Source organism: Flagellimonas iocasae (genome assembly GCF_042682725.1).
Lineage (GTDB): Bacteria > Bacteroidota > Bacteroidia > Flavobacteriales > Flavobacteriaceae > Flagellimonas > Flagellimonas iocasae.
In genome coordinates, this window is sequence record NZ_JBHUHU010000005.1 from 228,942 (window position 1) to 243,223 (window position 14,282).

Sequence of the window (14,282 nt, forward strand, 5' to 3'; positions counted from 1 at the left end):
AAAGAGGTTTGTTGATAATTTAGAACAACCGTTATATGCTTTTCGCCTCTTCCCAAAAAATATCCATTTCAGCCAAGGTCATTTCTTTGAGGGTCTTTCCAGATTCCTTGGCTTTCCCCTCCAAATATTGAAACCGTTTGATGAACTTTTTGTTGGTGCGTTCCAAGGCATTTTCTGGATTTACATTTAAAAATCGGGCATAATTGACCATGGAAAAGAGCACGTCGCCAAATTCCGATTCAATTTTGTCGGCATCGTTGGATTCCACTTCCACTTGAAGCTCTCCCAATTCCTCCTTTAATTTTTCAAAGACCTGTTCGGGGTGTTCCCAATCGAACCCCACGCCGGCCACTTTTTCTTGAATTCTGTTGGCTTTGACCAACGAGGGCAAACTATTTGGAACGCCTTCCAGAACACTTTTTTTGCCCTCTTTCAATTTTATATTTTCCCAGTTTTGTTTGACTTCATTCTCGTCCTGTACCTTTACATCGCCATAAATGTGCGGATGTCGATTGATCAATTTCTCACAGATTCCGTTGGCAACATCCGCAATATCAAAGTCTTGGGTTTCAGAACCAATCTTAGCGTAAAAGACAATGTGCAACAGTAAATCGCCCAGTTCCTTTTTCACTTCTTCCAAATCATTGTCCAAAATGGCATCACCCAGTTCATAGGTTTCCTCTATGGTCAAATGGCGAAGGGTCTGCATGGTCTGTTTTTTGTCCCACGGGCATTGTTCGCGTAATTCATCCATGATGTTTAGAAGTCGTTCCACTGCCTTCAGCTGCTCAGATCTTGCGTTCATCTATAAAATTTTATTCAAAAGTACAAAGACCATACTTTAAGACGATGTTGAATTTTTGGCTAAATTACGAAGACTATCAACCAGTTTTTAACACCCTATTGTAACGTTATGATTTATAGAATACAATGTTTGCTGGCCGTTATTCTTCAAATTACCCTTTTCAACACCAAAACCATGGCTCAAGAAAAAACAATTGACCAAAAAGTGGATTCCTTACTACAACTGATGACATTGGAGGAAAAAGTAGGTCAAATGAACCAATACAATGGTTTTTGGGATGTAACGGGTCCTGTTCCCGAAGGAGGCAACGCCGCCGTTAAATATGAACATCTTAAAAAGGGATGGGTCGGTTCAATGCTCAATGTTGTGGGCGCCCAAGAAGTACGAAAATTGCAAAAATTGGTCGTGGAAGAATCCCGATTGGGAATCCCCTTGATTTTTGGATTTGATGTGATACACGGCTACAAGACAATTGCTCCAATACCGCTTGCCGAGGCGGCGAGTTGGGACTTAAAAGCCATAGAAAATTCTGCCCGAATCGCAGCTGACGAGGCTTCCGCTGTTGGCATCAATTGGACCTTCGCCCCTATGGTGGACATTTCGCGGGATGCACGTTGGGGACGCGTTATGGAAGGTGCAGGGGAAGATACATATTTAGGTTCGCAGATTGCCAAGGCTAGAGTAGTTGGTTTTCAAGGAAACGACCTTTCCAAACCCAATACCATTGCAGCTTGTGTTAAACACTTTGCCGCTTATGGTTTTGCAGAGGCGGGCAAGGACTACAACACAGTTGATATTGGCACAACAACTCTTTTCAACACGGTTCTACCCCCGTTTAAAGCGGCTGTGGATGCCGATGTGAAAACCGTAATGAACGGATTCAATCTTTTAAATGGAATACCCGTCACCGCTGATAAATTTCTGCAACGCGATATTTTGAAGAGCAAATGGGGTTTTGATGGGTTTGTAATATCAGATTGGGGCTCGATTGGCGAATTGGTCCCCCATGGATATGCCAAAGATTTGAGCCACGCCGCTGATCTTGCGGCCAATGCCGGTTCTGACATGGACATGGAATCAACGGCCTATGTCTCACATTTAGTGGAAAATGTGAAAAACGGCAATGTGGATGAATCTTTGGTTGATGACGCGGTTCGGCGAATCTTGAAAGTTAAATTTGAGCTTGGCCTTTTTGATGACCCTTATCGCTATTGTAGTGAAGAAAGACAAAAAGAGCGTCTCAACCATAAAGACCATCATGCCGGTGTATTGGAAATGGCCAAAAAATCCATAGTGCTCTTAAAGAACACTGGAAACCTTCTTCCATTGCAAAAAAATCAGAAGAATATTGCTGTTATTGGTGAATTGGCCAGTGATAATAATAGTCCCTTGGGAAGCTGGCGTTTAGGGTCCGATGACCATTCCGGTATTTCCGTTTTGGAAGGTTTAAAAAAATTCACCCAAAATGTCTCCTATGCCAAAGGCCCTCAGGTATTTGACTCTGAAGTCAGTTTTTTAAATGAAGTAAAGGTCAATGAAACTGATACTTCAGGAATAGATGAGGCCGTTGCATTGGCAAAAGTCTCTGATGTGGTAATCATGGTTTTGGGAGAACATGGCTTTCAAAGCGGAGAAGCACGAAGTAGAACACAACTAAATCTTCCAGGTTTACAACAAGAACTATTAAAAGCTGTTTACGAAGTCAATAAAAATATGGTATTGGTTTTAATGAATGGGCGGCCCCTTACTATTGAATGGGAAGCAGAAAACATTCCTGCCATTTTGGAGGCATGGCAATTGGGTTCCCAATCGGGAAATGCAATTGCCCAAGTGCTGTTTGGCGAATACAATCCAAGTGGTAAGTTGCCCATGACTTTCCCAAGAAGCGTTGGCCAAATACCCCTTTACTATAATCATTTCAGCACGGGGAGACCTAATTCACAACCCAATGTATTTTGGTCACATTACAGCGATGAAAAAAATGAGCCTTTGTTTCCATTCGGATACGGACTCAGCTATACTACTTTTGACTATACCAATTTAAAGGTTGATACTTCGGATGAAAGCAATATCAATGTTTCAGTTACCGTAACCAATACCGGCGACTTAATGGGCGAAGAAGTAATACAACTCTATATTCATGATAAAGTTGCAAGCGTAGTGCGGCCAGTGAAGGAATTAAAGGGCTTCAAAAAAATAAGTCTTGCTCCAAAAGCTTCCCAAAACGTTGAATTTGTATTGACAGACCAAGAACTTGGTTTTTATGACCAGAATTACAATTTTATGACTGAGCCTGGAGAATTTGAAGTAATGGTGGGTACCAGCTCACAGGAATATCTTCAAAAGACTTTTATAAAAAACTAACGTTCTGCTTATCAACATGAAATTACTACTATACATATCGATTTTTGGTTGCATTCTTCATTTGAATGCACAAGAAATTATTAAGCTTCCCAATACCGAAGCGCCTCCCATAACCTGGGAAACTCCAGAAAACGAATATTTTTCCAATATATGGGGTGTTGATGTCGTGACCAATGTATCCGAACCCAGCATGCAGGTTTTTCGACCTAAAGACGACATCAATACGGGCACTTCTGTAATTATAGCGCCCGGGGGTGGATTGTTCGCCCTAAGCATCAACAGTGAAGGGAATGATGTGGCCAAATGGCTGAACGAAAAGGGCATTACCGCCTTTGTCCTTAAATATCGATTGGTTCCAACCGGAAAAGATGGGGTAGCTGAAATAGAAAATGAAGCCCCAAAAGAACCCGAAAAATTTATGGAACGTGTACGTACCGTTCTCCCCTATTCCATAAAAGATGGGTTAAATGCCATAAAACATGTTCGTGACAATGCAACTACCTACGGAATTGACCCCAATAAAATTGGTTTTATGGGTTTCTCTGCCGGAGGAGCTGTAACAGCTGGGGTAGCGTACAACTATACCGAAGAAAATAAACCCAATTTTTTAGTGCCTGTGTACTACTGGTCCGATGTAGTTCCGCTTGAAAAACCAAAGGGCGATGCGCCTCCCCTATTTTTGGTCTGCGCTTCAGATGACCCTCTTGGCTTGGCAGCAGGAACCATAGCGCTGTATTCCTCATGGTTGGAAGCCAAAAAAAGTGTAGCCCTTCAAATGTACAGCAAGGGCGGACATGGATTTGGAATGCGTAAACAAGGATTGCCTTCAGATACATGGATAGAGCGTTTTTATGAATGGAGCAAAACTCAAAATCTGGTCAGTGACTATTAATCACTATCACACAAAACACATCGGCATGAAAAAATTATTCATATTACTACTATTTGTTCCCTTCTTGGGATTGGCCCAAGCTCCAAATCGCTTTGATAAGGAGGTAATGGAAATCCAAAAAAAGAATGATTCCCTTTGGGATTCCTCAAAACCTACGACTGTTTTTACGGGTAGCTCCAGTGTGAGAATGTGGAGGGACGTCCAAGATAGATTTCCAAATCAGCAAGTGTTGAATACCGGATTTGGAGGTTCCCAATTTTCAGATTTAGAATTGTATTTAGATGAGTTGATTCTCAATTACCAGCCTGTGAAAGTCTTTATTTATGAAGGAGACAATGATGTAAGCGCCAAGAAAAGACTCCGGGATATTGTGGATACTTCTGAACGGATTGTGACCGTGCTTCAACAAAAAAATCAGAACATGGAGATTGTTTTGATTTCACCAAAACCTAGTATCGCCCGATGGAAAATGAGAGGAAAGTACCGCCGGTTGAACCGAAAACTAAGTAGGCTGGCTGAAAAAATCGATGGGGTCGATTTTGTGGATGTTTGGTACCCCATGCTGGACAAAAGAAAAGTAAAACAGGACATTTTCATTGAAGATGGACTCCATATGAATACCAAAGGCTATGATATCTGGTACGAGGTATTGAAAACCCATTTCGAATAATTAATTAATCAAAAAACACTGTGATCACAAGGACATTACTGCTCTTTTCCGCTATCATTTGCGTAGGGGCTTGCCAACCCGAAAAAAAAGAAATCCTATTCCCCAAAACTGACCTAGCTTCAGTTCCACTGATTCCAAAACCCATAAAAACGGTGGCAACCCACAGTGCTTTTGGTTTGGACTCCAATACGGTCATTTATACCTCAACACAGGACCCGGCTTTTGAGAAAGTTGGACAATTTCTTTCAGAAAAGATAAAAGGGAAAATTGGGTTGGACCTTGCAGTAAATGATAACAATTCAGGAAAATTAGAGCGTTTGATTTATATCAATCAGTCGGACAGTGCGGATTTGGAAACTCCAGAATCCTATCAGTTATATGTTCAAAAGGACACCATTTTCGTCAATGCCAAAACCGCCGCGGGTGCGTTTAGGGGCATCCAGACGTTACGTCAACTTATCCCCGAAAAAAGCAATGATACGCTTACGGACCATCCACTTTGGTTGATTCCAACCGGAAAAATTGTGGACGCTCCCAAGTTTGAGTATCGCGGTGCGATGCTTGATGTAGCTCGACATTTCTTCACTGTGGATGAAGTAAAAAAATACATCGATATTCTGGCGTACTACAAGTACAACACCATTCATTTACACCTTTCCGATGACCAGGGATGGCGCATTGAAATCAAGTCATGGCCAAAACTCACCGAGGTGGGAGCTAAAACCGAAGTTGGCGGTGGTGAAGGTGGATTTTACACCCAAGAACAATACAAGGATATCGTTCAATATGCCGAGGATAGACACATGACTGTAATTCCTGAAATTGATATGCCCGGCCACAGCAATGCCGCTTCGTTGAGCTATCCGTTCCTCAATGGCAATGGAAAATCATTGAAACCATACACCGGCACCAGAGTTGGTTTTAGCACTTTTGATGCGCAAAAAGACACGGTCTACAGTTTTTTGGATGATGTTATTGGCGAAATCGCTGCGATAACGCCTGGCCCGTATTTTCATGCGGGTGGAGATGAAAGTCATGTGACCAAAAAGAATGATTATATCCTATTTGTGGAAAAAGTGGAGAAACTTGTCCAAAAGCACGGTAAAAAAATGATAGGGTGGAACGAGATTGCCCAAGCCAATCTTGACCCATCTTCCGTTGCCCAACTCTGGAATGAATCACACAGCGCCATAAAAGCAGCCGAGAATGGGTTGAAAGTGATTCTTTCCCCATCGGAACGAACCTATGTGGATATGAAATATGATTCCATTTCCGAATACGGCCTCACTTGGGCTGGCTTAATTCCTGTGGATGTAGCCTACAACTGGAACCCAGAAACCTATGTTGAAGGGCTGCCGAGAGAAAGTATTATTGGAATTGAAGCACCATTATGGTCAGAGACCATCAGCAACAGTGCCGAATTGGAATATCTGGCCTTTCCACGTGTGATTGGGATTGCCGAATTGGGTTGGTCCCCAGCAGAACATTGCAACTGGGAAGAGTACAAACAGCGTTTGGCCCAACAGGTTCCGTATTTAAATCAGATGGAAGTGAATTATTACCCAAGTCCTTTGATAGACTGGAAGAAAGAATGATTATTCCTCTTCACTGGAAGCCACAGAAGTTGGCTCTTCCTCAGCATCCTCTTCTGTAACAAAATCTGAAATGTTGTTATCGATGAGGATGTTGTACCATTGAACGATTTTTTTGATATCACTCGCATACACCCGGTCCTCATCATAGTTGGGCAGAATTTCGAAGAAATATTCCTCCAACTCAATTTTTTCGGCCTTGTGGCTGATTCCAGTTTTCTTGCCGTCCTCTTTTTCCTTGATTTTCTGGAAAACTTCGCGAAGCGGTACCTCTTCCTCCAAGGTGTAGATGGCTATTTCAGAAAGGACACTGACATTACTTCTCATCCCCACGGTAACTCTTTTTCCATCCAAAAGGGATTCCCCAACAAAACCACTTCTTGTTTGGGTCAATAATTTGAAAAGTCCGGGCTTACCGCCAATCGATAAAATTTTGTCCAATGCCATTCAATAAGATTTATGCGCGCAAAAATATAGTATTCTCTGAAACGTCAATTTTTTTAACGTCCTTTTTTGATATTGGGGAACCGCATTTTGTAGTCGACTGCGATTTTTCCTTTTGAAATTTTCTCCAACCTACTTTTCAGCAAGCGCTTCTTTAATGTTGAAAGTTTATCTGTAAATAAAACACCTTGGATATGGTCATATTCATGTTGAATCACCCGTGCCAACAGACCATCATAGGTTTCGGTGCGGGGCTTAAAATTTTCATCCAGGTAGCTAATGGTGATTTCGGACTTTCTTTTGACATCTTCACGGATATCGGGAATACTAAGACAACCTTCATTAAAATCCCATTCCTTCCCTATTTCCTCTTCAATTTTTGCGTTAATGAAGACTTTTTTGAAGCCGTTTAGTGCTTTTTGGTCCTCCTCACTTAAGTCTTCATCATCTGAAAACGGAGTAGTATCCACCACAAAAAGTCGAATTGGAAGACCAACCTGAGGAGCCGCCAATCCCACGCCGTGGGCATTGTACATGGTCTCCCACATATTGGTGATCAATTCATCCAGTTTTGGATATTCTTGGGTAATATCCTTTGCCATTTTACGTAAAACGGGGTCTCCGTATGCAATAATGGGTAAAATCATAAATTAAATTCTATTAAGATAGGCCTGCAAAATCAGCGTGGCACTTATTTCATCCACCAAGCTTTTATCTCGGCGTTTTTTCTTTTTCACTCCACTGTCCAACATGGACTGGAATGCCATTTTGGAAGTGAACCTTTCGTCTTGGCGCTCTACAGGTATTTCTGGAAACCTCCCTGTCAATTTTTTTAAAAAAGGCTGAATCAATGCTTCCGATTCAGAGGGCGTATTGTCCATTTGTTTGGGTAATCCTACCACAAATCGTTCCACGGATTCCTTTTCAATATAATCCGCAAGGAAGGGAATCAATTCCTTGGTCTCAACTGTGGTCAGTCCAGAAGCAATCAACTGAAGTTCATCGGTCACCGCAATTCCAGTTCTTACTTTTCCATAATCCAACGCCAAGATTCTAGCCAAACCAAAATTTTTGGCAAAAATAACCTTAAAAATGTTATGCCCTTAAAATAAGCCCCATTATTCTGGCAAGGGGACTATCTTTGCCTAAATTTTAAGAAAAATGACAGATTTAAGGGGACTTATAGAAGAAGCCTGGGACAACCGGGAATTGTTGACAGAAGAAAAAACCCAAACCGCCATCAGGGAGGTAATTGAATTGATTGACATGGGGGAACTGCGTTGTGCGGAACCCACCGCGGATGGATGGCAAATCAACGAATGGGTGAAAAAGGCTGTGGTGCTGTATTTCCCCATCCAAAAAATGGAGGTGCTTGAAGCTGGCATTTTTGAATATCACGATAAAATTCCCTTGAAAAGAGGCTATCAAGAAAAAGGGGTGCGTGTTGTTCCCCATGCTGTGGCCAGACACGGCGCCTATATTTCCAAAGGAACCATTCTTATGCCTAGTTACGTTAATATCGGCGCCTATGTGGACGAAGGTACCATGGTGGACACTTGGGCCACTGTAGGTAGTTGTGCACAGATAGGCAAAAACGTTCACTTAAGTGGTGGAGTTGGTATTGGAGGTGTTTTGGAACCCTTGCAGGCTGCACCCGTTATTATTGAGGACAATGCCTTTATCGGTTCAAGATGTATAGTTGTTGAAGGTGTTCGCGTAGAAAAAGAAGTGGTTCTTGGCGCTAACGTGGTGCTGACAGCCTCCACCAAAATTATAGATGTTACAGGTGATGAACCCATTGAATTGAAAGGAAGGGTTCCTGCAAGGTCTGTAGTGATCCCTGGAAGTTACACCAAAAAGTTTCCAGCAGGGGAATATCAAGTGCCTTGTGCCTTGATCATTGGAAAACGAAAAGAAAGTACCGATAAGAAGACTTCGCTCAACAATGCCCTGAGAGAGCATGATGTTGCGGTATAGACTTCCATTTTAATCGTTTACCAAATTTTTGGAAATACTTTTGAGGCCCAGATTTAGGTTAGGTCGTTTTTTCTTCAAAAAAAAGCAACCATATTGGAATGACATACTCTATTATCTGAAAGAGCAGCCCGGATTTTTTCAATTTTAACATGAAAAAAGTAGGGATTTGGCAATTTTGATTGTTGTAAGAAAAATAAACAGCTAAACAATTTTCGCCCTGTTTTTTTGTTATAGTTTTGTATAACCAAACCGCGTACCCAATAAATTATGGCTGGATTGAGCACCCCAAAGCAAAAAATATCAGCACTCATCATCACCTACAATGAAATGGGATACATTGAAAAGTGTATCGATTCTGTTTCATTTGCCGATGAGATAATCGTTGTTGATTCTTACAGTACGGATGGCACTTTTGAGTATTTGAAGAAGCATCCTAAAGTAAATGTGATTCAAAATCCTTTCGAGAATTTTACTGCCCAAAAGTCCTTCACCTTGAAGCAAGCTTCCAATGATTGGATACTTTTTTTAGATGCCGACGAGGTGGTAAGCGAAGCACTTCAAAAGGAAATTGTTGATACCGTTAACAATCCAAATGCCTGCGAGGCGTATTGGTTCTACCGCAAGTTCATGTTCCAAGACAGCACCTTAAATTTTAGTGGCTGGCAAACGGATAAAAATCATCGACTTTTTAGAAAAAGTAAGGCACACTTTACCGATAGAAAGATTGTACACGAAACCTTGGAAGTTGATGGTGCGTCTTGCATCCTTAAAGAAAAACTTACCCATTACTGCTATAAAAATTACGAAGACTATAAAGGTAAAATGCTCCGCTATGGCCAATTAAAGGCCAAAGAGGATTTCTACAAGGAAAAGCATTTCAATTATATTTTGATGGTGGTAAAACCTACTTGGAAATTCTTCAATCACTATGTTCTGAGACTTGGTATTTTGGATGGTAAAAAAGGAGTTACCATTTGCTATTTGAACGCATTGGGCGTTTTGGAAAGATACAGAGAGCTTAAGCGCTTGGAGAAGAAAAATGAGCTTGCCTATTACTTGGTAATGCCATAATGGGTCCACACCAATTTACTGGACCTCGTCTCTTTCCGTATAGATTGATTTTTTGCAATGGATTCTGGGGTTTTGTACCCTCTTTTGTGATCCAAATGCACACATACAGCACTGTATCGTAACTGCTTGGATTTAATTCCAAAATTGAACAGCCGTTCACCCAACTCGCGGTCCTGACCTCCGTACTGCATCCGCTCGTCAAAACCGTTGACATTTAAAATGTCTTTTTTCCAACCCGAGGAATTATGTCCGTTCCAACTGGCATTGGTGGGGGTAAATGTGTTCAAGAGTTTTGATATGACCCCGCTGGCAGTAAGTTTGTTGTTCTTGAACGTCTTAGGAATTCCCATTTCCTTGAGCCAATGGATATTGAAACAATTTTGATTTTCAATATCTTCCAATGTGATCATTTTGGAAATGTTCATAGGCAGCATATAATACCCACCAGAGATAAAATAGCCGTGTTCTTTATTGATGTAGTGCACCTCCACAAAATCCTCACGAGGAATGCAATCCCCATCCGTCATAATAATATAATCAGCACTACAGGCTTCAACTGCCTTGTTCAGAATTCTTGATTTCTGGAAACCATCGTCCTCTTGCCATACATGAACTATGGGATAAAATACCTTTTTTGACATTTCCTCCAAAAGTTCCTTGGTCTTTGGCCCCGAACCATCATCCGCAACAACAACCTCAAAATCCCTGAAAATCTGACAATTAAACCCCCATAGCACCTTTTTAAGCCATTCTTCGGCATTATAGGTGCTTACAATCACAGATATTTTAGGTGCTTCCTGTTCGTTCTGATCCATCTGGGCAAAAATAGAAATATTAAATATTATCGCTTATGATTAATTTTGCAATCTTGGTCATTTCAATTTAATAGACAACACATTGACGGAAGAAATCAACAATTGCATCAAAGAACTAAAGGAAGGTAACCTTATCCTCTACCCTACCGATACGGTTTGGGGCATTGGCTGCGATGCCACAAATCCGGACGCCGTAAAAAAAGTGTACGCCCTTAAAAAGCGAGAAGACTCCAAAGCATTGATATGTCTAGTAGCCCATCAAGCCATGCTGGAACGGCATGTAAAAATGGTACCCGAAGTAGCGTACGATATTATGGACTTTGCCACTAAACCCACCACTATTGTTTTTGATGAACCGGTGGGCGTAGCTCAAAACCTTATTGCGGAGGATAATACGCTGGCCATTCGGGTGGCATCGGATAAATTCTGTCAATACCTCATCAATAAATTTGGAAAACCCATTGTGTCCACCTCTGCCAATATTTCTGGAGAACCAACCCCAAAACGGTTCAAGGATATCGGCCCTGAAATTTTAAAAGGAGTGGACTATGTGGTAAATTTGCCGGATGTAAACAAAGACCCCTCACCCTCATCCATCATTAAATTGGCCAATGACGGACAGGTGAAGGTAATTCGGGAATAATGATACAAGAATTCCACAAAGACGCCATACAACATCCCGTTTTTCAGCTTATCGGTGAAACCGCCGATGAATTGGGCATGGATGCATACGTTATCGGTGGATTTGTGCGGGATTATTTCTTAAAAAGAGGGACACCTAAAGATATTGATGTGGTGGCCGTAGGCAGTGGCATTCAACTGGCGAAAAAAGTAGCTTCCAAACTCAAGGGAAAACCTGAGGTTTCCATTTTCAAGAATTTTGGAACGGCTATGATCAAACACCAAGGTCTGGAGCTTGAATTCGTTGGTGCACGAAAAGAAAGCTATCATCGCGATAGCCGAAAACCTGTGGTGGAAGATGGCACGTTGGAAGACGACCAAAACCGTCGTGATTTTACCATAAATGCGATGGCCTTGTCGCTGAACAATACCAATTTTGGGCAGCTTCTGGATCCTTTTGATGGCATTTCCGATTTGGATAAAAAGATTATCCGAACTCCTTTGGAACCGGGCATTACCTATTCTGATGATCCTTTGCGCATGATGCGTGCCATTCGTTTTGCTACGCAATTGCATTTTACCATTGAATTGAAGTCACTCCAGGCAATCACCGAAAATAAAAATCGCATCAAAATCATTTCCGAGGAACGCATTGTGGATGAACTCCATAAAATTTTGATGAGCCCCACACCCTCATTAGGTTTTAAATTGATGCACCAAACCGGGCTGTTGCCGCTCATTCTTCCAGAATTGACTGCACTTCAGGGCATTGAAGAGATTGAAGGACAACGACACAAGGACAATTTTTGGCATACGTTGGAAGTGGTGGACAATATTTCCGAAACCACGGACAACCTGTGGTTACGTTGGGCAGCCCTGTTACATGATATTGGCAAAGCTCCCACCAAAAAATTCCATAACAAAATTGGCTGGACCTTTCACGGTCATGAGTTTGTAGGTTCCAAAATGGTCTACAAACTTTTTAAGCGGATGCGGATGCCGCTGAACGACAAAATGAAATTCGTCCAAAAAATGGTGTTGATGAGTTCAAGACCCATCATTTTGGCGGAAGACCATGTTACCGATTCTGCGGTTCGGCGTTTGGTTTTTGATGCTGGTGATTATGTGGACGACCTCATGACTTTGTGCGAAGCGGACATCACTACCAAGAATCCTAAAAAACAACGGAAGTACAAGAACAACTTTCAATTGGTGCGTCAAAAAATTGTGGAAGTTGAAGAGCGTGACCACGTCCGAAATTTTCAACCGCCGGTTTCGGGTGAGGAAATCATGCAAACCTTCAATTTAAAGCCTTCCAAGGAAATTGGAATCATTAAAGACGCCATCAAAGAAGCTATTTTGGAAGGTGAAATTCCCAATGAATACGAAGCTGCCTATCAATTTATGCTGGAAAAAGGCAAGCAACTAAACCTAAAAGTCCATTCAGAATGAAAAAGAACAAATATGTGGTGTACTGGCTGCTGACCGGTTGCGCACTCATTTTTATTATGGTGTTGGTGGGTGGAATCACTAGACTCACACACTCTGGGCTTTCCATCTCGGACTACAAATTGATTCATGGCACCTTGCCCCCAATGAACGAGCAAGCCTGGGAAGAAGCCTTTGAACTGTACAAGCAATACCCTGAATATCAAAAATTGAATTCCCATTTTGATCTAGAGGATTTTAAGGACATCTATTTCTGGGAATGGCTGCACAGATTTATAGGTCGATTTATCGGAATCGTTTTCATCCTGCCTTTCCTCTACTTCCTTTTCACTAAAAAATTGGATAGACCTACCATCAAAAAATGTGTGGTTTTGCTTTTTCTGGGAGGATTTCAAGGGTTTTTAGGGTGGTACATGGTAAAAAGTGGCTTGGTGGACCGTCCCGATGTGTCCCATTTTCGATTGGCCGCACACTTGACCACGGCGTTCATCACCTTTGCCTATAGCCTTTGGGTGGCGTTGGACTTGCTATATCCGACCAAAAAAGAAATTCTAAAACCCATCCGGAACCTCATCCGAATCACCTACGGTGTTTTATTGATTCAAATTATCTGGGGGGCCTTTGTAGCTGGATTGGATGCTGGTTTTATCCATAACCACTGGCCTCTTATGAGCGAGGGAAAATTGATTCACGAGACCGTATATATTGAGCAGCAACCCGTCATTAAAAACTTTTTTGAAGGAAAAAGCGGGGTGCAGTTCGTACACAGGTATATCGCCTATTTTGTGGTAGGCTTAATTGCCATGATTTGGGTACGAAGCCGGAAAATTCAGCGAACGCCATTACAGGATAAAGGACTTCAATCTATAGTTATATTGGTGTTTGTTCAGTTTTTGTTGGGGGTTTTAACGTTGATTTATGTCGTTCCCCTATGGCTGGGCGTTGCCCACCAAATTGGTGCATTTTTCTTGTTGGCCGCCATGACGTTTACCTTGCATAGGTTCTCCAAATAAGATTGAATTGTCGTAAATTTGTGCCCACTCTAAAATTTGTTGGATGATTTATAAAATCAGGATTATTCTTGATGCCGAGGAAGATATCTTTAGGGATGTTGAGATTGAGGATAGCAATACACTGGAAGAATTTCATAACACCATTACCCAAGCCTTTGGATTTGAAGGCAGTGAGATGGCCTCTTTCTACACCTGTGATGAGGAATGGAACCAAGACGAGGAAATTGCGTTGTTTGATATGAGCGAGAATGGTTCTGATATCCGCTTGATGAACGAAACCATTTTGGACGATGTATTGTCCGAAGACAACCCTAAAATGATTTATGTGTACGATTTCTTCAGCATGTGGACCTTTTTTGTGGAGCTGGCCGATGTCGTAGATGAGGAACCCGGGAGAATTTACCCCAATGTGCTCTTCAGTTTTGGGGAATTACCCGATGCTCCGCCAGAGAAAAAATTCGAAGCAGAGGAAGGAGAAGAAATGCATGGATTAGGTGATGATGACGACTTCCTCGATAGTTATGATGACATGGATTTTGACGAAAACTGGAATTAAAACCCTTAACCCT

General features: G+C 41.8%; 15 protein-coding genes. 10 read left to right on the plus strand and 5 right to left on the minus strand.

Features of this window, described 5'->3' with window-relative positions; translation table 11 throughout:
* Nucleotides 1-31: 31 nt before the first annotated feature.
* A complete protein-coding gene (gene mazG, locus ACFSJE_RS15105) occupies nt 32-805 on the minus strand; it encodes a nucleoside triphosphate pyrophosphohydrolase (protein ID WP_379831696.1) in 774 nt (257 codons plus the stop codon).
* Nucleotides 806-913: 108 nt separating this feature from the next.
* Here mazG and bglX point away from each other — a divergent pair, with 108 nt between their 5' ends.
* From bglX to ACFSJE_RS15125, 4 genes are read left to right on the plus strand one after another with little or no spacing between them, the layout of a single operon-like run.
* A complete protein-coding gene (gene bglX, locus ACFSJE_RS15110; RefSeq protein ID WP_379831697.1) occupies nt 914-3,169 on the plus strand; it encodes a beta-glucosidase BglX in 2,256 nt (751 codons plus the stop codon).
* 16 nt (nt 3,170-3,185) lie between these two features.
* Nucleotides 3,186-4,061 (plus strand): alpha/beta hydrolase, encoded by an 876-nt coding sequence (locus ACFSJE_RS15115; protein ID WP_379831698.1) that lies wholly within the window; start codon nt 3,186-3,188, stop codon nt 4,059-4,061.
* A gap of 25 nt (nt 4,062-4,086) precedes the next feature.
* On the plus strand, nt 4,087-4,731 hold the full coding sequence (locus ACFSJE_RS15120) for a GDSL-type esterase/lipase family protein (RefSeq protein WP_379831699.1): 645 nt from the start codon (nt 4,087-4,089) through the stop codon (nt 4,729-4,731).
* Between the two features lie 20 nt (nt 4,732-4,751).
* Nucleotides 4,752-6,326 (plus strand): family 20 glycosylhydrolase, encoded by a 1,575-nt coding sequence (locus tag ACFSJE_RS15125; protein ID WP_379831700.1) that lies wholly within the window; start codon nt 4,752-4,754, stop codon nt 6,324-6,326.
* Here ACFSJE_RS15125 and ACFSJE_RS15130 read toward each other — a convergent pair whose 3' ends face one another.
* From ACFSJE_RS15130 to ruvX, 3 genes are read right to left on the minus strand one after another with little or no spacing between them, the layout of a single operon-like run.
* Entirely contained in the window at nt 6,327-6,770 is a 444-nt protein-coding gene (locus ACFSJE_RS15130; protein WP_379831701.1) for a DUF5606 family protein, read from the minus strand. It lies immediately after the preceding gene.
* A 53-nt stretch (nt 6,771-6,823) separates the two neighbouring features.
* Nucleotides 6,824-7,414, minus strand: coding sequence for a peptide deformylase (gene def, locus ACFSJE_RS15135; RefSeq protein ID WP_379831703.1), 591 nt, complete (start codon nt 7,412-7,414; stop codon nt 6,824-6,826).
* 3 nt (nt 7,415-7,417) lie between these two features.
* The gene (gene ruvX, locus ACFSJE_RS15140; RefSeq protein ID WP_379831704.1) at nt 7,418-7,828 is read right to left on the minus strand and encodes a Holliday junction resolvase RuvX; all 411 of its coding nucleotides are present in this window, start codon (nt 7,826-7,828) and stop codon (nt 7,418-7,420) included.
* 100 nt (nt 7,829-7,928) lie between these two features.
* On the opposite strand from ruvX, the gene ACFSJE_RS15145 reads away from it, so the two are divergent.
* Both ACFSJE_RS15145 and ACFSJE_RS15150 read left to right on the plus strand, forming a co-directional pair.
* Complete coding sequence (locus ACFSJE_RS15145; RefSeq protein ID WP_379831705.1) at nt 7,929-8,744, plus strand: 2,3,4,5-tetrahydropyridine-2,6-dicarboxylate N-succinyltransferase; 816 nt, start codon at nt 7,929-7,931, stop codon at nt 8,742-8,744.
* A gap of 267 nt (nt 8,745-9,011) precedes the next feature.
* Nucleotides 9,012-9,815 (plus strand): glycosyltransferase family 2 protein, encoded by an 804-nt coding sequence (locus ACFSJE_RS15150; RefSeq protein ID WP_379831706.1) that lies wholly within the window; start codon nt 9,012-9,014, stop codon nt 9,813-9,815.
* Here the strand turns inward: ACFSJE_RS15150 and ACFSJE_RS15155 are convergent.
* Nucleotides 9,797-10,630, minus strand: coding sequence for a glycosyltransferase family 2 protein (locus ACFSJE_RS15155; RefSeq protein WP_379831708.1), 834 nt, complete (start codon nt 10,628-10,630; stop codon nt 9,797-9,799). The two genes, ACFSJE_RS15150 and ACFSJE_RS15155, sit on opposite strands and share 19 nt — an antisense overlap.
* Before the next feature lie 82 nt (nt 10,631-10,712).
* Here ACFSJE_RS15155 and ACFSJE_RS15160 point away from each other — a divergent pair, with 82 nt between their 5' ends.
* Genes ACFSJE_RS15160 through ACFSJE_RS15175 form a run of 4 tightly spaced genes read left to right on the plus strand, consistent with a single transcriptional unit; the run spans nt 10,713 to nt 14,269 of the window.
* Nucleotides 10,713-11,273 carry an L-threonylcarbamoyladenylate synthase gene (locus tag ACFSJE_RS15160; protein ID WP_379831709.1) on the plus strand — a complete coding sequence of 187 codons (561 nt, stop codon included), beginning with the start codon at nt 10,713-10,715 and terminating at the stop codon, nt 11,271-11,273.
* On the plus strand, nt 11,273-12,703 hold the full coding sequence (locus ACFSJE_RS15165; RefSeq protein ID WP_379831710.1) for a CCA tRNA nucleotidyltransferase: 1,431 nt from the start codon (nt 11,273-11,275) through the stop codon (nt 12,701-12,703). Before ACFSJE_RS15160 ends, ACFSJE_RS15165 begins: the two co-directional genes overlap by 1 nt.
* Nucleotides 12,700-13,713, plus strand: a complete 1,014-nt coding sequence (locus ACFSJE_RS15170; protein ID WP_379831711.1) for a COX15/CtaA family protein — start codon at nt 12,700-12,702, stop codon at nt 13,711-13,713. The genes ACFSJE_RS15165 and ACFSJE_RS15170 overlap by 4 nt, the downstream gene beginning before the upstream one ends.
* 43 nt (nt 13,714-13,756) lie before the next feature.
* The gene (locus ACFSJE_RS15175) at nt 13,757-14,269 is read left to right on the plus strand and encodes an IS1096 element passenger TnpR family protein (RefSeq protein WP_379831712.1); all 513 of its coding nucleotides are present in this window, start codon (nt 13,757-13,759) and stop codon (nt 14,267-14,269) included.
* Nucleotides 14,270-14,282: the final 13 nt, after the last annotated feature.